We start from the raw sequence: 22,328 nt of genomic DNA, 5'->3' as shown, positions 1-22,328 counted from the left end.
AACCAATGGTACGCATGATCATAGTTGGAAATGGGCGCCCGGAGCTATTGTGCCAAGGCCGCGCAATGGGTCACGCCAACTGCCTTATCACGGGGCTTGGCAGCACAACTCTTACCGCCGCAGCACCGCGATCGTCCGGTTCGCGAACGTCAGCCGCTCGGCCATGACTGACACGAAATAGGTCAGCAGCTTGTGGCTGAGCGCGGGATCTTCCTCCTTGATGGCGTCGAACTGATGCGTGTTCAGCACGTAGAGCACGCTGTCGACTTCAGCCTGGATCGTCGCGCTGCGCGGGGCGTGTGACACGAGGCCCATCTCGCCGATCGTGGTGTAGCGGCCGAGGCTGCGCACGCGCGTCGTGCGGTCGTCCTCGGCGGGCACCATGACGCCGACGCGGCCGTCGAGGATGAAATGCATGGAATCCGCGGGATCGCCGGCCTGCACGATGACCTCGCCGGCGACGACCTCGAGACGTTCGCAGCAGCGGCTTAATTGTGCGGCATCGTCTTCGTCGCCGAGGATCTGCGTGAACCAGTCGCGCAAGGAGGCCTCCTCCTGCGCATGGCCGCGATGCAGGGCAATGATCTCGTTTTCGCACCGCTCCAGGGCATGGTCGAGCTCCTCAACGACAAGCACCTCGTGCGAGATGAAGCCGCTGGCGCGCAGCGCCTTGGCCGCACTGGTCGGAAGATGCACCAGCACGAGTTCGACGCCACGCTCCCGCGCCGCACGCTTGATCTGGTCAAAGCTGTAGGCGGCCGAGGAGTCGATGCCGGTGACGAGCGTGAAATCGAACACCAGGAAGCGGCACTCCGGATGCAGGTGTAGCAGCGCCTTGACATGCTGGTACAGACGATTGGCCGAGCCGAAGAACAGGTAGCTCTGCAGTTTCAGGCCCTGGATGTTGCTGCCGTGGGCAGCCAACAGCGCCCGCTCTTGGCGCGATCGGTCGAGGGAAGAGCGATATTCGGAGCCGTCGAAGCCGAACTTGACGGAGCTGATGCGCGAGGCGCTCACGGCGAAGATCCCACAGCCGATCACGACGCCGATCAGGATTCCGGCAATGAATCCCCATTTCAGGATGATGAGGATGATCGCGAGCAGCGACAGATATTCCGGCCTCGACAACCGCCGCCGCGACTGCACGATCCATTTGTGCAGCGTGTCGCTGCCGAGATAGACCAGCAGCCCGCCGAGCACGAGCTTCGGCATGAAGCCGAGCAGCGTCGGCGCGATGACCAGCATCGAAGCCGAGATCGCCGCAGCGCTGAGGCTGGAGAGCCTGCCGCGCCCGCCGGCGGAGAAGTTGAGGATGGAACGGCTGACCGAGATGCAGCCGGTGTATCCGCCCAGCGCGCCGCAAAGGATGTTCGCAAAGCCGGTGACATTCAACTCGCGCTCGAGGTCGGCCTCGCGGTGCGTCGCGACCTCGACGCCGGTGGTGTTGAACAGCGTGCTCGACGCGGTGACGAAGATCACGGCGATGAGATTGCCGAACAGCTCCGGCAGCGTGGACCAGGGATAATCGGCAAGCGCCTGCACTGACCACGGCCACACCAGCCCGATCTGCTCCGGCGGATGGAAAGTCCACCCCAGCGCCCGCGCGTCTACCGGCGCAATGCCGGCGAGCCAAAGCGCAAGATGCGCGGCGAGTGTCCCTGCGATCAGGATGAGCGGCAGCCCCATTGGCGCGCGAGAGCGATGCCAGGTCAGATAGAGCACGGCGGCCATCGCGCAGGCGGCGGCGATCTCGAGCGCCGTGGTCGTATTGGCGAAGCTTCCGAGCGTCGCCACCTGAAGTGGCTGGTCGGTGATGACCCTGATAGCTCCCAGGAGGATCAGGCAGCCCGTCGCGCCGAGGAAGCCGCCGACCACGGGATACGGCACGTAGCGAATGGCCCGGCCGATCCGCGTCACTCCGAAAGCGCAGAGCACGAGGCCGGTGGCAATGCTGACGAGACCGAAGGTGACGAGGAGCGGAGCCAGGAGCGGCGCAGTGGGGTCCGCTTCAACGATCCGTTCGACCAGGGAGGAGGCGACGATCCCGGTCACGGCGGCCGTCGAGGCCTCCGGCGCGGCGATCGCAAACCGTAACGAGCTTCCGACGCCGATGACGAGAGCGAGAACCGCTGATGCCACGAAGGTGACGCCGACGCCGTAGCTCAAATAGGGCGCCAGCGGGCCGGCGAAGATCAGGACCGCATAAGAGAGCCCCAGGGTGACGGTCAGGACGCTTGCGGCGGCGGCGCCGAGCACGTCGTGCAGCGCGCGTGTGACGATCGGGCTTAAGCGGAGAAACGAAGTGGAATGAATTGTCGAATCTGCCACGCGCTGGTCGCCCGCATCCTCTGCTTGAATGGTCGGAGGCTGCGACCCTAGCGCAACCGGACGGTCCGGTCTTTCAACGGCCGTTGATGAAGATCGGGATCAAGGACCATGGGGATGTCCCTCGCCACGATGTTTCGTCGCGCTCTGCCGGACATATCTGGAGAGCTGGGCAGCCCGACGTCTCCTCGTGGCCCGGATTGCACTTCGCTCATCCGGGTGAGGCATCCGGTTTTTGAGGCTGCGAGGGCCTAAATCGTCAGCTCCTTACCAGTCACCCGCCGATACGCCTCCAGATACCGCTTGCTGGTAGCCTCCACCACGCTGGCCGGCAGAGGCGGCGCTGGGGCGTCGCCGTTCCAGCGGCCGGCGCGGCGCTCGACGTCGAGATAGTCGCGCAAGGGTTGCTTGTCGAAGCTCGCCTGCGGCTGGCCGGGCTTGTAGGCGTCGACCGCCCAGAAGCGCGAGGAATCCGGCGTCATCACCTCGTCGATCAGGATGATGCGGCCGTCCTTGTCGCGACCGAACTCGAACTTGGTGTCCGCGATGATGATGCCCTGCTCGCGCGCCAGCTCCTCGCCGAGCGTGTAGACCGCGCGCGTCATGCTCTCGAGCGTGTAGGCGACCTCGTCGCCGACGACGTCGCGCATCTTCGCGATGGTGATGTTCTCGTCATGGCCACTTTCGGCCTTGGTCGCCGGGCTAAAGATCGAAGGCTCCAGCTTCTCGCTTTCGACGAGACCTGCCTTCAGCTTCTCGCCGGCGAGCGTGCCGCTGGCCGCGTACTCTTTCCAGGCCGAGCCCGAGAGGTAGCCGCGGATGACGCATTCGATCGGAAAGACTCTGGTCCGCTTGCAAAGCATGGCGCGGCCGAGGATCTCGGCGCGATGCGGCTTCAGCGCAGGCACGGCGGCGATGATCTCGTCGGTGTCGGCGCTGATCATGTGATGCGGCACCACGCCTTCGAGCTTGCCGAACCAGAACGCGCTGATTTGCGTCAGCACCGCGCCTTTCATCGGGATGGTCTCGCCCATCACGACGTCGAAGGCGCTGATGCGGTCGGTGGTGACGAGCAGCAGGCGGTCGTCGTCGACGGCGTAGATATCGCGCACCTTGCCACGGCCGATCTTCGGCAGCGGCAGGTTGCTGGAGAGCATGGTGGTCATCGGGTAAGCTTTCGCACGGGACGTCCGGCCGCGTCTGATGGCGCGGCCGGAAACCGGATTAGCCTATTCCGGCAGCGGAATGAACTCATGTTCCTGCGGAACCGCGGCGAAGCGGCCGGTTTTCCAGTCCTGCTTGGCCTGCTCGATGCGCTCCTTGCTGGAGGAGACGAAATTCCACCAGATGTGGCGCGGGCCCTCCAGCGCATCGCCGCCGAGAAACATCATCCGCGTCGCCTTGAGCGCCTTCACGGTGATGCGGTCGCCCGGGCGGAAGATCAGCAGCCGCGGCCCCTCATAGCGCTCATGAGCGATCTCGACCTCGCCGTCGACGATATAGATCGCGCGCTCCTCTTGATCGGGGTCGAGCGGCACGGTCGCGCCCGCCACCGCCGTGACCTCGGTATAGAACCAGGGCGACACCATCGACACGGGCGAGGTGATGCCGAAGGCGGAGCCCGCGATCACTCGCGCGGTGAAATCGCGCTCGGAGATCATCGGCAAATCGCCCGCGGCGTAATGCTGGAACGAGGGGGCGATCTCTTCCGATCCAGCCGGCAGCGCGATCCAGCTCTGCAGGCCCAGCATCTTCTGCCCGGACGCGCGCTGTGCATCCGGCGTGCGCTCGGAATGCGCGATGCCGCGGCCGGCCGTCATCAGGTTCATCGCGCCCGGCGAGATCTCCTGGATGTTGCCCTCGCTGTCGCGATGCATGATGGCGCCGTCGAACAGGTAGGTGGCGGTGGCAAGCCCGATATGCGGATGCGGCCGCACATCCATGCCCTTGCCGGAGACGAACTGCACCGGTCCGAAATGATCAAAGAAGATGAAGGGCCCGACCATCTGCCGCTTGCCATGCGGCAGCGCGCGTCGAACCTGAAATCCGTCGCCGAGGTCGCGCGTGCGCGGCACGATGACGAGATCGAGCGCGTCGCAGGACATGGGATCACCGAGCACGGGATCGTTGGAGGGCTGCCAGCTCATGGTGGACTCCTGTTCTTTGCTGGTATGATCGTAGCAGAACAATGATGGGAACGGGAGGAGACTGATGATTCCGCCGCTCAAGCCTGGCGCCGTTCTGCTCCAGGCCACCGGTCCCAGAATAGAGACGGAACGCCTCATCCTGAGGCCGTGGCGCGCCAGCGACGTCGCGCCGAACGCCGCCATGTTGACCGATCCCGGCACCGCCCGCTTCATCGCGCCGGACGGCAAGCCCGTGACCACCGAGATCGGCGGCTGGCGCAACGCGGCCGTGATGTCCGGGCATTGGGCGCTTTATGGCTTCGGCATGTTCGCGGTCGAGGAGAAATCGAGCGGCAAATATGTCGGGCGCGTCGGTCCCTGGTGCCCGCCGGGCTGGCCCGCCTTCGAGGTCGGCTGGGGCATTGCCAGGGAGTATCGCGGCAAGGGTTATGCGGTCGAGGCGGCCCGCGCATCGATCGACTGGTCGTTCGACAGTTTTGAGATCGACGAGATCATGCACTGCATCGAGAGCGAGAACGTGCCATCGCAAGCCGTGGCGCGCAGCCTGGGTGCACGGAAGGAGCGACAGATCGACCTGTTCGGCAAGCCTGCCGACGCCTGGATCACGTCGCGGGCCTTGTGGCGCCGGCAAAATTGAATCGATCTCCGATCTGACCTAAGTTCATGGCGCCGACGAAGCGGACCGACCGGATGCTGCTGACCAACCTCGAACTCGCCTTCCGCGCCGCCAGCGTGGCGCTGTTGCTGGTGCTGGCGGCATCATTGGTCTCCGATTTCCGCAACGTGCTGGCGGGGCGGCTCGGCGCGGCCTTCGCACTCGGATCGGCCGCGCATGCGGCGAGCTACTCGGTGGGCGTCTCTTCTCTGGCCGCAGGCTGGCACGCGCCGCTGATCGCGCTGTCGACCGGCAATATCGTCGTGTTCTGGCTGTTCACACGCGCGCTGTTCGACGATGAGTTCCGCCTGCGCTGGTGGCACGGGATGATCTGGGCTGCGGTGACTGCGTTCAGCTTTGCCGGATGTCTCTGGATCGCACCGGGCGGAAACGCGCGATTCTCCGTGACGGTCGTCAATCTGATCGTGCTGGGATTCATCGCGCTCGCAGTCGCGCAGATGATCAAGTCGTGGCCAGCCGATCTGGTTGAGCGCCGCCGCAATGTTCGCGTCTTCATTGTCTGCGCCGCCGCACTTTATGGTGGGCTGAATGCAGTGCTTCAGATCCTGGTTGCCGACAGCGTCGGCGACGTCGGCAACACGATCAACGCCGGTGTGCTCGCCGGCATCGTCGCGGCCATTGCCTGTACGATGATGCGCGTCGATGAAGGCGATCTGTTTTCGGTTGCCGCGGAGGCCGCGCCAGCGGTCGTTTTCAGTCCGCAAGCCACGGATGACGCCGTCGATCAAAAGCTCATCGAAGCCCTGATGCGGCTGATGGCGGACGAGCGGATCTATCGCCAGGAGAACATCACCATTGGCGCGCTGGCGGGCCGGCTGAAAATTCCCGAATACCGGTTGCGCCGGCTGATCAACCAGCGCCTCGGCTACCGCAACTTCAATGTGTTCCTCAATAACCACCGCATCGAGGAAGCCAAGGCCGCGCTGGCCGATCCCGCCCAGGCCGAAGTCCCCGTCATCACCATCGCCATGGACGCCGGCTTCCAGTCGCTCGGCCCGTTCAATCGTGCCTTCAAGGCAGTCACGGGCGTGACGCCGACGGAGTATCGGCGGCTGAAGGTGAATGCGGTCTAGATTTTAAGCCGCTGTAATCGCTGAACTATTTCAAAATCGACCAGCCCGCTACGACTTCAATCAGGCCCTGTTCCAAATCCGGCGAGCGCTCCTCCGCCGGTTCCGGCTTCCTCCCGCCACGTCCCCAGCCGGAGAAAAGCCGTGACCCGCCGCCAGATCGTCCTCCTCACCACCACCATCGCCGCTGCCGGCCTCGCGCTCGGCGCCGCACGGGCCCGCGACGTACCAAAGGTCGCGACCGGGTTCGTCGCCGACATCCTGTGCTCGGAGACGTTCGTCTCCGGCCTCGACCCTCGCCGCAACTTCACCGAGACCAACGACGCCATGCCCGGGACCGGGCTGATCACCTGGGCGATGGACTATCACGTCGACCGCACGCGCAAGGACGTCACCGTGACGCTGTTTGGCATCGGCCGCAGCCACGCCGTTTATCGCGAGGGGCTCGGCTGCACGCTCGAGCATGGCAGTGGCATCACCGACGTCGCGCCACCGCCGGACGAGAGGCAGCCCGCGCTATTGCCGGAGATCGCCGGCCCTTCGGTCGTGCCGCCGCAAACTCCCGAGCTCGCTGCGGCACTCGATCGCGCCTTCACCGAGTCCGCGCAGCCGCCCTACCGCCGCACCCGCGCGGTCGTCGTGATGAAGTCGGGCCGCATCATCGCCGAGCGCTACGCCGACGGCATCGGGCCGGAGACGCCGCTGCTCAGCTTCTCCATGACGAAGTCCATGATCTCGGCGCTCATTGGAATCCTCGTGCGCCACGGCAAGCTGAAGCTCGACGCGCCCGCGCCGGTCGCAGCCTGGAAGAATGCCGACGATCCACGCCGCGTGATCACCATCGATCAGCTGCTGCGCCATACCGCGGGCCTTGCGCTCGGCAGGTCGCTGCAGGCCTCGCTCGGTTCGGCGTTCGAGCCAGTCAACCGCATGAAGTTCATGGAGACCGACATGGCGGCCTATGCCGAGAGCATTCCGCTTGCCACCGCGCCGGGCACGGCGTGGAATTATCACGACGGCAACATGCTCATCCTCTCGCATCTGATCCGCAATGCCGCCGGCGGCAGTCCCGCAGATGCGCTCCGCTTTGCACGCCGCGAATTGTTCGCGCCGCTCGGTATGCGCCATGTCACGCTCCAGCTCGACGGTTCAGGCACGATCGAGGGCTCGAGCGAGATGCTCGCCTCCGCGCGCGACTGGGCGCGCTTCGGCCAGCTCTATCTCGATGACGGGATCGTGGGCGGCAAGCGCATCTTGCCGGAGGGCTGGGTGAACTATTCGGCCACGGCGACGCCGGGCGGATGGGTCGGCATCGGCGCCGGCTTCTGGACCAACCAGGGCGACAGCTTTGGCGCCAACTTTCGCGTCACACACGGCTGGCCGCGCGATGCCTTCTTCGCCAAGGGCACGATCGGGCAGTACACCATCGTGATCCCGTCCGAGAAGCTGGTGATCGTGCGGATGGGCCGCTCGCCGAACTGGCCGCCGGAAGCAGACGGCGTGTTCGATCTCGTACGCGATGTGGTGGCGGCGACGCACCCCACCTCTTCCCCCCTTGCCCTGTTTGCGGCAGGGGAATCGCACATGAAGTTCACGGGACTGTCTGCGGGCTTGCTCCGCCTCTCCCACTTGCGGGAGAGGCCGACGCGCTCGCAGAGCGCGGCGGGTGAGGGCTCTTTCCTCTGGGGGATTATCCCGTTGCGGAGACACCCTCTCCCCAACCCTCTCCCGCAAGCGAGAGAGGGAGCCCAGTGCCGATGCCGCCGCATCGTGCAAGCCATATGCGATTGCCCTGCCGCTTGAGGGGAGAGCGTTGGGGTGAGGGGGAGTCTCCGCGAGGGAGGTGAGAGTCGGATTCGCGGAGAGTTCGCGCGCATTCCGGCCTCTCCACGCAAGCGGGGCGAGGCGAAGAGACGCCTCCTACCTCGCAAGCTCCGTCGCCTGCGCCACGCGGTCGAACCGCTCCAGCGTCATGATCGCGTCGGCAAACTTCTCCGCCCGCGCGTTCAGCACCGGGCGGGCCAAGGTCAGAAACTTCTGCTGCATGGCCTGCGTGTCGGGAAACGACGTCGGCTCGCCGGAGGGATCGGCGTAGAGCCGCTCATGGACGCCATCATCCGTGGTGATGCTGACGCGCGCGCCGAACGGATGGGTGCGGCCGACCTCGAGCCGGTCGTCCTGCACCACGTCGAACTTGTCGGCGAGCGCGTCGATGGCGGCGTCGCCAAGGCGGTTGTAATCGTCCCAGCCGAACGAGCCCTGATCGAGCGCGAGCGCGCCGGTGAAGAACATCGAGAACTGACCGCCGACGATCGAGCGCGGATGGCGCTTGGTGGCGGCATCGCCGGTCAGGGTGATGCCGTTGCGATGCAGGCCGATCTCGACGCGCTTGACCTGGTCGGGGGTCAGATTGTGGTCGCGCCGCATCGCGATCAGCGCGTCGATCGCAGCATGGGTGTAGCGGCAGCTCGGATAGGGTTTGACGCCGATCTTCATGGTCTCGTAGCTCTTGCCGAGCTCGGCCACCGCCTTGTCCGGATGCGCATCGTCGGTGTAGCCGGCGAGCAGGCCGTGCTTGCCTTCGACCGATTCGGTCGACCCGACGAAATCATTGCGCGCCAGCGTCGCGGCGATCACGCCATTCATCGCGGCGGCGCCGACCTGGTAGCGCTTGTTCCAGGCGCCGTTGACCAGAAATTGCAGCGAGCCCGCGGCCTGGCTGCCGGACACGCCGAAGGCGGAGATGATCTGCTTCTCGGACAAGCCGAACAGCTTTCCAGCCGCCGCGGCGGCGCCATAGGTGCCGGCGGTCGCGGTCGGATGGAAGCCGCGCGCATAATGCGAGGTCGGGTCGAGCGCGTTGCCGAGCCGGCAGCACACCTCATAGCCCGCGACGATCGCGGTCAGCACGTCGCGCCCGGACGCGCCGACCATCTCGCCGACGGCGAAGGCGGCCGGAACCACCGGCGCACTCGGATGCAGCGATGAATCGGCATGGGTGTCGTCGAAGTCGAGGGAATGGCCCAGCGCGCCATTGAGCAGCGCTGCGACCGCCGGCGTCCAGGTCTTTGTATCGCCGAACACGGTGGACTCGCCCTTGGTGTCGAGCGCGAGCGCCTCCAGCATCTTCAGGATCGAGGGGGTGGATTCCGCCTCGCTGCGGGCCCGGATGGCGCTGCCGAGGAAGTCCAGCGTCAGCACCTTGGCGCGATCCAGCACCTCCGCCGGAATATCCTGGCATTTCAGATTGACGACATAGGCGGCGAGCGTTGCGGTTTCGTGGGCCATCGTGTTTCCTCGTTTTGGCGCGCAAGTTAGGCGGGCTGATTTGGCCTTTCAAGCCGCCTTGCTTCCGCGGGCATCAGCTATGCTTTGGCTTGGTTGCGAGGGATTGGAGCGGGGCTTCTGACGATGACATTCGCGAAGAAGGCTTTCGAGCGGATCCGGTCACGACGGACGCAGCTGGGACTGGCGATCCGCGTCACCGTGGCCGCGACCGCGGCCTATGCGATCGCCACCGCGTTGCATCTCTTGCTGCCGCTCTGGGCTGTCCTGACCTCGCTGATCGTGACCCAGATGAGCGTCGGGCGCTCGCTGAAGGCGACGCGTGACTATGTGCTCGGCACCATCGGCGGCGCGATCTATGGCGGCGCCATCGCGATCCTGATCCCCTACTCGAGCGAGGCGGGTCTGCTCGGCCTCTTGGTGCTCTCGGTCGCCCCGCTCGCCTTCATCGCCGCGATCAATCCGAGCCTCAGCGCCGCGACGGTGACGGCCGTGATCGTGCTGCTGGTTCCGACCATGCATCACTCCGATCCCATGACCTCGGCGATCGACCGCGTCAGCGAGGTCGGCGTCGGCGCGGTCACCGGATTGCTCGTGTCGTTCCTGGTGCTGCCCTCGCGCGCGGTACGGCAGATCCGCGCCAGTGCGGCAAAGCTGCTCGAGCTGATCGCCGATGCCTTCACCGAGCTGCTCGCCGGCCTGACGCGCGGCCGCGACAACGACGCGCTGCACCGGATCCAGGACGGCATCGGCACCGCGATGGTCGGCATGAACGCCATCGGCGCCGAGGCCGAGCGCGAGCGCGCCGCGCGGCTGTCGAGCGGGCCCGACACGGGTCCCTTGCTGCGCACCGTGCTGCGGCTGCGCCATGACGTCGTGATGATCGGCCGCGCCACCGTAGTGCCGCTGCCGGTCGAGGTGCAGATGCGGCTCGCTGCGCCCCTGACGGAGGTCTCCACGGTGATCGCGCGCTTCCTGCGCGCGGCCGCTGCGGCCTTGCGCGAGGGCGCCGGCGCGCCGCCGATCCATCCCGTCCACGTCGCGCTTCAGCACTATGCCGAGGCGGTCGCCGCCGTGCGCCAGGATGGCCTGATCCGCGGCCATCCCGGCGACACCGCCGAGCGTTTCTTCGCGCTCGGCTTCTCCCTGGAGCAGATGCACCAGAACCTCTGCGATCTCGACCGCGTCGTCGGCGAATGGTCGGAGGTAGCAAGCGACAAGTCCGCGCGCGTGGCGGAGTAGGGCAATGGCACATGGAAGCGGCTTCCCTGCGGCCATCCTTCGAGACGCCCGCTTTGCGCGGGCTTCTCAGGATGAGGACGGAGTGCGTGGCCGCCATTTCAGCAGGCTCCGATCCCGATTAGCCTCATCCTGAGGAGACCGCAGAGCGGTCGTCTCGAAGGACGAGGCGCTTGCTCAGGCCGTGCAAGTAGACAGGACGCAGGTTCACCGCGAGATCATATTGCTCGACGAGCCTCAGCGTTTTCGGCAGCGCCAGATAGCTGAAGGGACTCCGGTAGGAGTAGAAGAGCTCGACCGACAGGGTCATCGGACCGGCTCCACGATGTCTGCCATCATGCTGCGGGCCACGAGCTTGTGGAACGGTACGATCAACGTGAGATACGCACGTCCGAGCAGATTGTTGGTCCGCACCAACGTGGTCAATGTCACGCGCCGGTCCACCGCCTCGCCGGTGACGTCAACCACGACGCGAAAATCGAGATGGTAGTCGTCAAACCCGGCGATTAGCCGCTCCGGCGTCTCGCTCAGCACTGGAAACAGGCCGATCATCCCGTGCGGAGCCGGAGCACCCTCGCCCGACGTCTTCAGTCCGAAGGGTTTCACCAGGATGTTGCGCAAGCGCGTCAGCGCATCGATCCAGCGCGGCCCGTGCAGCACCATTTGGGTGCAAGCCTCGCGGGCGCTCAATTGCCTCGCGCCGACCTCGACACGAAAGGCATCGATGAACTGGGCGCCCGACAGCAGCGCGCCGGCATCGACATTAGGAGCGACTTCGCGGACGGTCCCGATCATCCCGCCATTTTGCGCGTCAGCATGTGGAAGCGCAAGATCAGGAGGCCGGCATAGACGAACGTCCCGACCGAGAACCCGATCCAGATGCCGACCGCGCCGAAGCCGGCGTTGAAAGCCAGCACCCAGCCGACGGGAAATGCCACGCACCAATAGCCGATCGCCGCGAACACCAGTGTCATCCTGGTGTCATTGATGCCGCGCAGCGCGCCGCCCATGATGGTCTGCAGGCCGTCGGCGATGAAGAAGGTCGCGCCGACCACCAGCAGCGTCGCCGTCAGCTCGACCGTTGGCGCGCTGGCCTCGCCGCTGCCGAAGAACAGCCGCCCAACCTGATAACGGCCGCTGATGATGACGACAGTCAGGGCGGAGACCAGGACGATGCCGAGCAGGGCCGCGACGAGGCCCGCGCGCGTGACCGCAAGCGGCTCGTTGCGGCCGAAGGCCTGGCCGACCCGCACCGTCGCCGCCATGCCGATGCCGAGCGGCACCATGAACAGCACGGCGGTGATCTGGAGCGCGATCTGGTGCGCGGCGATCGCGGCCGTCGAGATCAACCCCATCAGCAATGCCGCCGAAGAGAACAGGCCATATTCCAGCAGCAGCGAGAACGAGATCGGCGCGCCGACGACGATGAGCTGGCGCATCAAGGGCCAGTCGATCCGCCAGAGATGGGCGAGCGGATGATAATCCGCGAACGGCTTGCGCCATGCGGCGATGGCGAGCGCGGCGACGAAGGTGCCGAGATTGACCAGCGTGGTCGCAAGCCCCGCGCCGAACAGGCCGAGTTCGGGCAGGCCGAACAGGCCGTGGATCAGGCAATAAACCAGTGCGGCATTGACGGGGATCGCCGCAATGGTGATCCACAGCGGCGCCTGCGGCCGGTTCACCGCGCTCATCATGCTGCGCAGCGCGATGAAGCCGAGTGCCGGCGCGATGCCCCAGGCAAGGCCGTTGAGATAGCGCTGGGCGAGCGCGGCCGATTGCGGCGCCTGGCCGAGCACCAGCAGGATCTGCTCGCCATAGAGCGGCGAGGCCATCATCGGCAGCGAGATCAGCAGCGCGGCCCACAGCCCGACGCGCAAGGAGCGGCGGATCCGCCTGACATCGCTGGCGCCGAATGCCTGCGCCGCCAACGGCGACACCGCGGACATCAGGCCGAGCCCGAAGGTGAAGCTGACGAAATAGACCGTATGCGCCAGCGCGGCCGCGGCGACGGAATCCTCGCCGAGCCGCCCGATCAGCGCGAGATCGGTGGTGATCATCGCGATCTGGCCGAGCTGCGTCAGCATCATCGGCACGGCCAGCCGCAGCGTCTCGACCAGTTCCTGCGCGAGATGGTTCTGCGGCACGCCGGCCTGCGGCTGCGAATGATGTTGGACGGTGTCGAGCATGGCGGGTGAATAGCACAGCCGCTGGTCGAAAACATGGCTCTCGCGTCCCGGACGCGCGAAGCGCGAGCCGGGACCCAGGAGTCACGAGTGTAGCTCTTTGCCGTATGGGCCCCGGCTCAGCAGCGCATCACCGACGTGCTGCGCCGCGTCCGGGGCACGAGACCATTTCTGAAAGTGGAAGCGGCGTCACCCCTTCCGCTCCGGCACGCGCTTGATCTTGGCGCCGAGCGCGTTGAGGCGCTCCTCGATGCGCTCGTAGCCGCGCTCGATCTGGTCGGCGTTGTTGATCGTCGAAGTGCCCTCGGCGCACACCGCCGCGAGCAGCATGGCCATGCCGGCGCGGATGTCGGGCGAGCTCAGCGTCGCGCCGTGCAGCCGGCTGGGACCGGCGATGATGGCGCGGTGCGGATCGCAGAGCACGATGCGCGCGCCCATCCCGATCAGCTTGTCGACGAAGAACATCCTGGATTCGAACATCTTCTCGAACATCAGGATCACGCCCTCGCATTGCGTGGCGGTGACGATCGCGATCGACATCAGATCGGCCGGGAAGGCGGGCCAGGGCTGGTCCTCCAGCTTCGGCACGTGGCCGCCGAAATCGTCCTGGATCTTCAATGTCTGGTTGGAGGGCACGATGAGATCGTCGCCCTCGACGCGGCAGACGATGCCGAGCCGCTCGAACCCCATGCGGATCGAGCGCAGATGCTCGACGCCGGCGCGCGTGATGCGCAAGGGCGAGCGCGTCACGGCGGCAAGCCCGATCAGCGAGCCGACCTCGATGTGGTCGGGCTGGATCCGGTAGGTCGTCCCGCCCAGCGTCGCCGCCCCATGAATGGTCATAGTGTTGGTGCCGACGCCCTCGATCCTGGCGCCGAGCGCGACCAGAAAGTTGGCGAGGTCCTGCACATGCGGCTCGGACGCCGCGTTGCGCAAATAAGTAGCGCCGTCGGCGGCGACCGCCGCGACCAGCGCGTTCTCGGTCGCGGTGACGCTGGGCTCGTCCAGGAACACGTCGGCGCCCGTCAGCCGCGGCGCGCGGAACTCCAGCCGGTCGGTCGCGGTGACTTTGGCCCCGAGCTGCTCCAGCGCCAGCACATGCGTGTCCAGCCGGCGCCGGCCGATGACGTCGCCGCCGGGCGGCGGCAGCATCAATTCGCCGCAGCGCGCCAGCAGGGGACCGGCGAGCAGGATCGAGGCGCGGATGCGCACGCAGAGCTCGGGATCGAGATCGGCGGCGCGAATGCTCTTGGCGTGGATGTGAAGCGTGTTGCGCTCGATCCACTCCGCCGCCGCGCCGACCGAGCGGACCAGCTCGACCAGCGTCTCGGTGTCGCGGATCCGCGGCACGTTCTGAAGCGTCACCGGATGCTCGGTGAGCAGGGCGGCCGCGATGATCGGCAGCGCCGAATTCTTGTTGCCGGACGGCTCGATCGAGCCCGAGAGCCGGTGACCGCCCTCGACGATGTATTGGATGGGCGCCACTTGGTTCTGTCCTGTTGGGGGCCGGGCTGTTTCGGGCGGAAAGTACAGAGAATCGCGCGCGGGAGCAATTGTGGTGGGCGCTATTGCCGCTCCGAAACGGCTGTTGATCCCTCATGGTGAGGCGCGCGGAACGCGCGGATCCGGACGATGCTTCGCATTGGCGGGCCACGCCGACCTCCCGCACGCAAGCGGGAGAGGTTGCAGCGAGCCCTCGGCTTAACCGGCCTCAGATATCGATCGTCGCGCTGAGCGAATGTTCCTGGATGAAGTCGCGGCGCGGCTCGACCACGTCGCCCATCAGCTTGGTGAAGATGTCGTCGGCCTCGTCGACTTCCTTGACCTTCACCTGCAAGAGCGAGCGGGCCTCGGTGTCGAGCGTGGTCTCCCAGAGCTGCTCCGGGTTCATCTCGCCGAGACCTTTGTAGCGCTGCAGTGTGATGCCCTTGCGCCCCGCATCGGTGACCGCCTCGAACAAATCGACCGGGCCGTGCACCACGTGCTCGCTGTCCTTGCGCCGCAGCTTGCCGGAGCGGGCGTAGACGTCCTGGAGCTTGGTCGTGTACTCGTCGAGCTTGCGGGCCTCGGCCGAGCCGAGCAACGCGTCGTCGATCACGGCCGCTTCCTTGACGCCGCGCACGGTGCGCTCGAACACAAAACCCTGGCCCTCGACGAATTGCCCGACCCAGCCGCGCTCGACCTCTTCGGCCTGGTTGTCCAGCCGGCTTGCGATGTACTGCGCGGCGGCCGTCGCGTTCTCGGGATTGCCGTAGATCGTCTTGTTCAGCACGCCGGTGATGGCGGCTTGCTCAACCACCTTGCGGTTATAGCGGCTGTGCAGATTGCGCAGGATGCTGCGGACCACGCGGGCGTCGTCGACCAGCGCGCGCAAATCGCGCCCCGAGCGGTCGCCACCGGTGCCGGGGATGTACACGCAGTCGTCGAGACCGGCGTCGATCAGATAGTCTTCCAGCGCCCGCTCGTCCTTCAGATATTGCTCGGACTTGCCGCGCGAAACCTTATAGAGCGGCGGCTGGGCGATATAGAGATAGCCGCCGTCGATGATGTCGCGCATCTGCCGGTAGAAGAAGGTGAGCAGCAGCGTGCGGATGTGAGCGCCGTCGACGTCGGCGTCCGTCATCACGATGATCTTGTGGTAGCGCAGCTTCTCGACCGAGAAGTCGTCGCTGATGCCGGTGCCGAGTGCCGTGATCAGCGTGCCGATCTGTTCCGACGACAGCATCTTGTCGGGGCGGACGCGCTCCACGTTCAAGATCTTGCCGCGCAGCGGCAAGACGGCCTGGAATTCGCGGTTGCGGCCCTGCTTGGCGCTGCCGCCTGCCGAGTCACCCTCGACGATGAAGAGCTCGGATTTGGCCGGATCCTTTTCCTGGCAGTCGGCAAGCTTGCCGGGCAATGAGGAGACCGAGAGCGGGCTCTTGCGCGTCAGCTCGCGCGCCTTTCGCGCGGCCTCGCGCGCGGCGGCCGCCTGGATCACCTTGCCGACGATCATCTTGGCCTCGGACGGGTGCTCCTCGAACCAGGCCTGGAGTGCCTCGTTGAGCACGTTCTCGACCACGGGGCGCACTTCCGAGGACACCAGCTTGTCCTTGGTCTGCGACGAGAATTTCGGATCCGGCACCTTCACCGACAAGACGGCGGTGAGGCCTTCGCGGCAATCGTCGCCGGTGAGCGCGATCTTTTCCTTCTTGGCGTTGGCCTCGGCATAGCCGTTGACCTGACGCGTCAGCGCGCCGCGGAAACCGGCCAGATGGGTGCCGCCGTCACGCTGCGGGATGTTGTTGGTGAAGCACAGCACGTTCTCATGGTAGCTGTCGTTCCACCACAAAGCGGCCTCGACGCCGATGCCGTTGGCCTCCGAGCGCACCATGATCGGCGTCGGCACCAGGGCCTTCTTGTTGCGGTCGAGATATTTGACGAACTCCTCGACGCCGCCGGAATAGTACATCTCCTCGCGCTTCTCGACGGCGTGGCGCATGTCGGAGAGGGCGATGTGGACGCCGGAATTGAGGAAGGCGAGCTCGCGCAGGCGGTGCTCGAGGGTGGCGAAGTCATATTCGATGTTCTTGAAGGTCTCGGTCGAGGCCAGGAACGTCACCTCGGTGCCGCGCTTGCCGGGAGCATCGCCGACGACCGCCAGCGGTGCCACGGCATCGCCATGGGCGAACTCGATATAGTGCTCCTTATCGTCGCGCCAGATGCGAAGCATCAGCTTGCTCGACAGCGCGTTGACGACGGAGACGCCGACGCCGTGCAGGCCGCCGGAGACCTTGTAGGAATTCTGGTCGAATTTACCGCCGGCGTGGAGCTGGGTCATGATGACCTCGGCCGCCGAGATGCCTTCGCCCTTGTGGATGTCGACCGGAATGCCGCGGCCGTCGTCGCGCACGGTGACGGAATTGTCGGCGTTGAGAATCACCTCGACGCGCGTGGCGTGGCCCGCCAGCGCCTCGTCGATGGCGTTGTCGACGACCTCGTAGACCATGTGGTGCAGGCCCGAGCCGTCGTCGGTGTCGCCGATATACATGCCCGGGCGCTTGCGGACGGCATCGAGACCCTTGAGCACGCGGATCGATTCCGCACCGTAATCGCTCGCGTTGGAGGGCTCGTTTTCGGCACGCGGCTGCCGAGCTGGTTCTGTCATGAGAGGCCTTCGAGATGTCGCCCGAATCAGCGGCGCAAAAGGCGCTGATTTGAGGTTATTTGTGCCATGAAAGAGGGCCTGCGCCTAGCGCAAAGTATCTTCCGGCAACCCTTTGGGAAGATGGGGTTTTTTGACCGATTTTCAAGGCCGGTGGGAGCCGATTCTGGGCGCTGCAAAAAGCGCGAATCGAGGTCGTGTTCCGGGGCTCTCGAAGGCGGTGTTTTCACGGGATCGGTGAGGCTGTCCGAGGATCTTCCAGTAAACGGTTCGGGGGGCCGAAAGGACGTGGTTCACCTCTCCGTCGGGAGAGGTGAACCACGTGCGGCGCCCACGCGCTGGCGCTGGCCGCGAGCACGCAGAGGCGAGGCCGCACACGAACGCCCGCCATCGTGCCGGGATTTTCGTCCCGAGCCTTACCGTCCGCATCTTGCTCTCCAAGGATATCAAGGATGTCGCGCTTGATGTGATCGCGCGATTTGCAGCGGCTGCGACAGCGTCGGCGCGGCCTCACAGAGCTAGTCGCCGCGGAAAACGGCCGGGTTCAATGCCAAGGTCTATCGCCGGGCCGAGACTCGTCCGCTCTCGACGTCAAACACTTCGCCGCCGGCGCCGATCTCGGCGAAGGCGGCCGGGTCGGCGCCGGTCAGCCAGACCTGCGCGCCGAGCTTGCGCAGCTCGTCGAACAGCGCCGCGCGGCGGTTCGGATCAAGATGCGCGACGACCTCGTCGAGCAGCAACAGCGGCACGATGCCGGTCATCTCGGCGACCAGGTTCGCATGCGCCAGCACGAGGCCGATCAGCAGCGCCTTCTGCTCGCCGGTCGAGGCGTCGCGCGCCGGCATGCCCTTCGGCGCATAGACGACCTGGAGGTCGGTGAGGTGTGGACCGTCGGTGGTACGGCCGGCGATGGCATCGCGCGGCCGGTTGTCGCGCAGGATCTGGCGGTAGCGGTCCTCGACCGAGGTCGCGGTCTCCTCGAGCAGCGCGTTCTCCATCCAGCCGTCGAGCGCGATCTGCGCCGACGGAAATGCGGAAGCCTGCGCGCGTGCGTTGAGCATGCCGGTGAGCCGTGCGGCGGTCTGGCCGCGCGTGGCCGCGACCGCCACCGCGAGCTCGGCGGTCTCGCGCTCGATCGCGTCACACCAATGGTCGTCGTAATTGCGCGTCTCGAGCAGGCGGTTGCGCGAGCGCAGCGAGCGTTCGAGCGCGTTGATGCGGCTGGAATGCTCGTTGTCGATGGCGAGCACCAGGCGGTCGAAGAAGCGCCGCCGCTCCGAGGCCGCGCCCATGAACAGCCCGTCCATCGCCGGCGTCAGCCACACCATGCGGATATGGTCGCCGAAGGCGGCCGCCGAACTCACCGGCTCGCGGTCGATGCGGCAGCGCCGGCTCACGGTGGCATCGGTGCGCGGCGGCTCGATGCCGGTGCCGAGCGTCGCCAGCCCCAGCGCGCCCTCGACTTGCGCCGACACCGCCCAGGAGCCGTCGCCCTGGTTGTCGGCGACATCTTCCAGCGTGGCGCGCCGCAGGCCCCGTCCCGGCGACAGGAACGAGACCGCCTCGATGCAATTGGTCTTGCCCGCCCCGTTCGGCCCGACCAGCGCCACCATGTCAGCCGCCGTCTCGAGCCCCGCCGCCCGGTAATTGCGAAAATGCGTCAGCGTCAGGCGGTGAATGCGGGAGGGGGTCATCTTAGCTCGTCATTGCCGGGCAGTGCCTTCCCCCCTTGTGGGGGAGGGTGGCGCCTCACGAAGTGAGGCGACGGGTGAGGGGTATCTTACCGCCCGGCAAGCTTTGCAAGGATATCCTCCAGCACAGAGGTGGGCTGCTGTAGCACGTCGTTGTTCCAATAGCGCAAAGTCCAAAACCCTTCGGCGGCAAGCACGGCCTCACGAGTCGCGTCCTTCCGTGATTCTGCGTGTTGGCTTCCGTCGATCTCGATCACCAGCGATTTCTCGAAGCAGACAAGATCGAGAATGTAGTTTCTGAACGGCACCTGTCGACGAAACTTGAATGTGAAGAGCCGACGATCCCTCAGCAAGCGCCACATTGCCCTCTCTGCGTCCGTCGGCTCGTGCCGCATGTTCTTCGCACGTTGGCGGAGATGCTTGGGGATGGCCGATGGGACGGATCCTGCGGCATCAACCCCTCACCCGACCGAGTATATACCTGCCTGCGGAGCTGCCCTCTCCCACAAGGGGAGAGGGCCCGACAACGCGCATCGCGCTTTTTCAAGCCGAGGAACTGGTGCTTCACCCTCGCTCTCTGCGAGAGAGGGTGCCGACGCGAAGCAGCGGCGGGTGAGGGGTTGTCTCCGATGTCCGCGAGGAGCACGCCTCTCACACCCGCATCGGCATCAGCACGTACAGCGCGCTCTTGTCGTCGCGGTCTTGCACCAGGGTCGGGGAGCCGGGGTCGGCGAGCCTCAAGGTGGCGACGTCGCCTTCGATCTGGGCGGCGATGTCGAGCAGATAGCGGGAGTTGAAGCCGATATCGAGGGCGTCGGAGGCGTATTCGACCTCGAGCTCTTCGGTCGCGCTGCCCGAGTCAGGATTGGTCACCGACAGCACCAGCTTGCCCGCGGACAGGGAGAGTTTCACGGCGCGGCCGCGTTCGCTGGAGATCGTGGAGACGCGGTCGACCGCGTTCTCGAAATCCTTCTTGTCGACGACGAGCTCCTTGTCGTTGCCTTGCGGGATCACGCGGCCGTAGTCGGGGAAGGTGCCGTCGATCAGCTTTGAGGTCAGCACCACGTTGCCGATGGTGAAACGGATCTTGGCCTGTGACAGCTCGATGGTCATCTCGGCTTCAGTGTCCTCGATCAGGCGCTGCACTTCGCCGACGGTCTTGCGCGGCACGATCACGCCGGGCATGCCCTCGGCGCCCTTGGGCTGCACCAGGTCGAGCTGGGCGAGGCGGTGGCCGTCGGTGGCGACGCCGCGCAAGGTGGCGGCCTTCGCGGTGCCTGCGGCGTGCAGGTAGATGCCGTTGAGGTAGTAGCGCGTCTCTTCCGTCGAGATCGCGAACTGGGTGCGGTCGATCAGCCGCTTGACGTCCTTGGCGGCCAGCGAGAACGAATGCGACATGTCCCCGGCGGCGAGATCGGGGAAATCATTCTCCGGCAGGGTCTGGAGCGTGAAGCGCGAGCGGCCGGCGCGGATCGCCAGCACCGCGCGGTCGCCGTCGGCCTCCAGCACGATCTGCGAACCATCCGGCAGCTTGCGCACGATGTCGTAGAACATGTGCGCCGGCACGGTGGTGGAACCGGCGGTTGCGGTTTCCGCAGCGAGCGTTTCCGTCACCTCGAGGTCGAGGTCGGTCGCCTTCAGCGACAATTTCGCATTCTCGGCCCGGACCAGCACGTTGCCGAGGATCGGGATCGTGTTGCGGCGTTCGACCACGCGGTGGACATGGCCCAGCGATTTCAGGAGTTGCGCGCGTTCGACCGTAACCTTCATTGCACTACTCGCCCGATCCCCAAGGAAAACACAGCGTTGAGAAGGCCGGGCGGCGGGACGCGCGCCTCGGCACCGAAGATCCCCGAAAGCCGGATCATCCAGCCGATATGACCAAAGCCCTCAGGGTCGCGCAAGGTGGCGCGGAAAGCCCCCGGATTCAAGGGATTGGGGGGTGGTTCCCCACGATTTACCGATGTTTTCGTGCCGAAGCTCAACGCCCTCGTCAGGGGCACGGACGTCTCCGCGCGTCATGGCCGGGCTTGTCCCGGCCATCCACGCCTTTCCTCGCGGCACCAAGAACGTGGATGCCCGGGACAAGCCCGGGCATGACGATCTCCGATGCAGGCTAGGATGCAGTCAGCCCTGCGCAGAAAGAAATAGGCGTTTATTCCTGAAGCTGGCGCTTCAGCGATTCCACTTCCTCCGAGAGCGCGGTGTCCTTGGAGACCAGCGCCTCGATCTTGCGCACGGCATGCAGCACCGTGGTGTGGTCGCGTCCGCCGAAGCGGCGGCCGATCTCGGGGAGCGAGCGCAGGGTCAGCGTCTTGGCGAGATACATCGCCACCTGGCGCGGGCGCACCACATTGGCTGTGCGGCGCGACGACAAGAGGTCGGAGCGGCTGACATTATACTGCCGCGCCACGACGCGCTGGATGTCCTCGATCTTGATCCGCTTCGGCTCCTGCGGCCGGACCAGGTCGCGCACTTCGCGCTCGGCCATCTCCAGCGTCACCGGCTGGTTGTTGAGCTTGGAGTGGGCCAAGAGGCGGTTGATCGCGCCTTCGAGGTCGCGGCCATTATGGGTGATGGTGCGCGCCAGATAATGCAGCACCTCCTCCGGCACGTCGAAGGTCGCATGATGGGCGCGGGCCGCCGCGACGCGCGACTTGAGAATGCCGTGGCGCAGCTCCTCGCCGAGCGAGCCCATCTCGACCACGAGACCACCGGCGAGACGCGAGCGGACGCGATCATCTAAGCTTTCGAGATCGGACGGCGGACGGTCGGCCGCGATCACGACCTGACGGCCGGCGTCGATCAGCGCGTTCAGCGTGTGACAGAATTCGGCCTGCGTCGACTTGCCTTGAAGGAATTGCAGATCGTCGATGACGAGCACGTCGATGCCGCGCAGCGCTTCCTTGAAGGCCAGCGCCGTCTGCGTCTTCAGCGCGGCGACGAAGCCGTACATGAATTTTTCCGCGGTGAGATACAGCACCTTGCGCTCGTTGCCGGAATTGCCGGCCCAGGTCACGGCCTGGAGCAGATGCGTTTTGCCGAGGCCGACGCCGGCATGGATGTAGAGCGGGTTGAACATCACGGCGTCGCCGCGACGTCCCTCTGCGACCTGGCGCGCTGCGGCATGCGCCAGCGTGTTGGAGCGGCCGACGACGAAGCTTGCAAAGGTCAGGCGCGGATCGAGCGGCGAGCCGCCGAGCGCATCATGATTGGCCGAGACCGGCGCGGTCGCGGTCGAGCGCAATTCCGGCGCCGGCGCGCGGCGCGTCTCGACTGGCACGGGCGCTTCCTTCGGCGCCGCCAGCGGGCGCACCGCGGAGCGGACGGTGAGATCGATGCGATGCACTTCGGGCATCTCGGCCTGCCAGCACGACAGCACGCGCTCGGCGTAATGGGCCTGGATCCAGCTCTTCAGGAAGCGGGTCGGAACCGACAGCCGTACGCTCTCGTCCTGCACGCCTTCCAAATCCATGCGCGCAAACCAGCTCGTATAGACGTCTTCGCCAACGTTCGAGCGCAGCCGGTTCTTCACGCGCGACCAGCGATCCTGTTCCGATGTGTTCAT

General features: G+C 66.0%; 14 protein-coding genes and 3 pseudogenes. 4 read left to right on the top strand and 13 right to left on the bottom strand.

Annotated features, from left to right (window positions below; all coding sequences use genetic code 11):
• Positions 1-111: 111 nt before the first annotated feature.
• The 3 genes from AC5V87_RS00085 to AC5V87_RS00075 all read right to left on the bottom strand — a co-directional run bounded on the left by AC5V87_RS00085 (position 112) and on the right by AC5V87_RS00075 (position 4,472).
• Positions 112-2,328, bottom strand: coding sequence for an SLC26A/SulP transporter family protein (locus AC5V87_RS00085; protein ID WP_495369641.1), 2,217 nt, complete (start codon positions 2,326-2,328; stop codon positions 112-114).
• 248 nt (positions 2,329-2,576) lie between these two features.
• Positions 2,577-3,491, bottom strand: coding sequence for a phosphoribosylaminoimidazolesuccinocarboxamide synthase (locus AC5V87_RS00080; RefSeq protein WP_495369640.1), 915 nt, complete (start codon positions 3,489-3,491; stop codon positions 2,577-2,579).
• A gap of 63 nt (positions 3,492-3,554) precedes the next feature.
• On the bottom strand, positions 3,555-4,472 hold the full coding sequence (locus tag AC5V87_RS00075) for a pirin family protein (protein WP_495369639.1): 918 nt from the start codon (positions 4,470-4,472) through the stop codon (positions 3,555-3,557).
• A 64-nt stretch (positions 4,473-4,536) separates the two neighbouring features.
• Between AC5V87_RS00075 and AC5V87_RS00070 the strand changes: the two genes are divergently transcribed.
• The 3 genes and pseudogenes from AC5V87_RS00070 to AC5V87_RS00060 all read left to right on the top strand — a co-directional run.
• Positions 4,537-5,109: a GNAT family N-acetyltransferase gene (locus tag AC5V87_RS00070; RefSeq protein WP_495369638.1), complete on the top strand. Its 573-nt coding sequence runs from the start codon at positions 4,537-4,539 to the stop codon at positions 5,107-5,109.
• 53 nt (positions 5,110-5,162) lie between these two features.
• Positions 5,163-6,221, top strand: a complete 1,059-nt coding sequence (locus AC5V87_RS00065; protein WP_495372013.1) for an AraC family transcriptional regulator — start codon at positions 5,163-5,165, stop codon at positions 6,219-6,221.
• A 141-nt stretch (positions 6,222-6,362) separates the two neighbouring features.
• Positions 6,363-7,754, top strand: a pseudogene (locus tag AC5V87_RS00060) (serine hydrolase domain-containing protein); the annotation flags it as partial.
• 384 nt (positions 7,755-8,138) lie between these two features.
• On the opposite strand, the gene AC5V87_RS00055 reads toward AC5V87_RS00060, so the two are convergent.
• Entirely contained in the window at positions 8,139-9,506 is a 1,368-nt protein-coding gene (locus AC5V87_RS00055) for an MmgE/PrpD family protein (protein ID WP_495369637.1), read from the bottom strand.
• Positions 9,507-9,629: 123 nt separating this feature from the next.
• Between AC5V87_RS00055 and AC5V87_RS00050 the strand changes: the two genes are divergently transcribed.
• The gene (locus tag AC5V87_RS00050) at positions 9,630-10,745 is read left to right on the top strand and encodes an FUSC family protein (RefSeq protein WP_495369636.1); all 1,116 of its coding nucleotides are present in this window, start codon (positions 9,630-9,632) and stop codon (positions 10,743-10,745) included.
• 187 nt (positions 10,746-10,932) lie between these two features.
• On the opposite strand, the pseudogene AC5V87_RS00045 reads toward AC5V87_RS00050, so the two are convergent.
• From AC5V87_RS00045 to dnaA, 9 genes and pseudogenes are all read right to left on the bottom strand, one after another.
• Positions 10,933-11,052 (bottom strand): annotated as a pseudogene (locus tag AC5V87_RS00045) (2-hydroxychromene-2-carboxylate isomerase); the annotation flags it as partial.
• Positions 11,049-11,537: a DUF2867 domain-containing protein gene (locus tag AC5V87_RS00040; RefSeq protein WP_456841596.1), complete on the bottom strand. Its 489-nt coding sequence runs from the start codon at positions 11,535-11,537 to the stop codon at positions 11,049-11,051. The gene AC5V87_RS00040 and the pseudogene AC5V87_RS00045, both read right to left, overlap by 4 nt.
• Complete coding sequence (locus tag AC5V87_RS00035) at positions 11,534-12,928, bottom strand: MATE family efflux transporter (RefSeq protein ID WP_495369635.1); 1,395 nt, start codon at positions 12,926-12,928, stop codon at positions 11,534-11,536. Before AC5V87_RS00035 ends, AC5V87_RS00040 begins: the two co-directional genes overlap by 4 nt.
• Positions 12,929-13,114: 186 nt before the next feature.
• Positions 13,115-14,410: a UDP-N-acetylglucosamine 1-carboxyvinyltransferase gene (gene murA / locus AC5V87_RS00030; protein ID WP_495369634.1), complete on the bottom strand. Its 1,296-nt coding sequence runs from the start codon at positions 14,408-14,410 to the stop codon at positions 13,115-13,117.
• Between the two features lie 226 nt (positions 14,411-14,636).
• The gene (gene gyrB / locus AC5V87_RS00025) at positions 14,637-17,072 is read right to left on the bottom strand and encodes a DNA topoisomerase (ATP-hydrolyzing) subunit B (protein WP_495369633.1); all 2,436 of its coding nucleotides are present in this window, start codon (positions 17,070-17,072) and stop codon (positions 14,637-14,639) included.
• Between the two features lie 554 nt (positions 17,073-17,626).
• Positions 17,627-18,763 (bottom strand): DNA replication/repair protein RecF, encoded by a 1,137-nt coding sequence (recF, locus tag AC5V87_RS00020; RefSeq protein ID WP_495369632.1) that lies wholly within the window; start codon positions 18,761-18,763, stop codon positions 17,627-17,629.
• Positions 18,764-18,849: 86 nt separating this feature from the next.
• Positions 18,850-19,214: pseudogene (locus tag AC5V87_RS00015) on the bottom strand (endonuclease domain-containing protein).
• A gap of 197 nt (positions 19,215-19,411) precedes the next feature.
• Positions 19,412-20,530, bottom strand: coding sequence for a DNA polymerase III subunit beta (dnaN, locus tag AC5V87_RS00010; RefSeq protein WP_456841591.1), 1,119 nt, complete (start codon positions 20,528-20,530; stop codon positions 19,412-19,414).
• Between the two features lie 385 nt (positions 20,531-20,915).
• Positions 20,916-22,328, bottom strand: coding sequence for a chromosomal replication initiator protein DnaA (gene dnaA, locus AC5V87_RS00005; RefSeq protein ID WP_456841590.1), 1,413 nt, complete (start codon positions 22,326-22,328; stop codon positions 20,916-20,918).

This window comes from Bradyrhizobium sp. SOJA106 (genome assembly GCF_059448745.1).
This window is presented reverse-complemented; position numbering and strand designations above follow the sequence as displayed.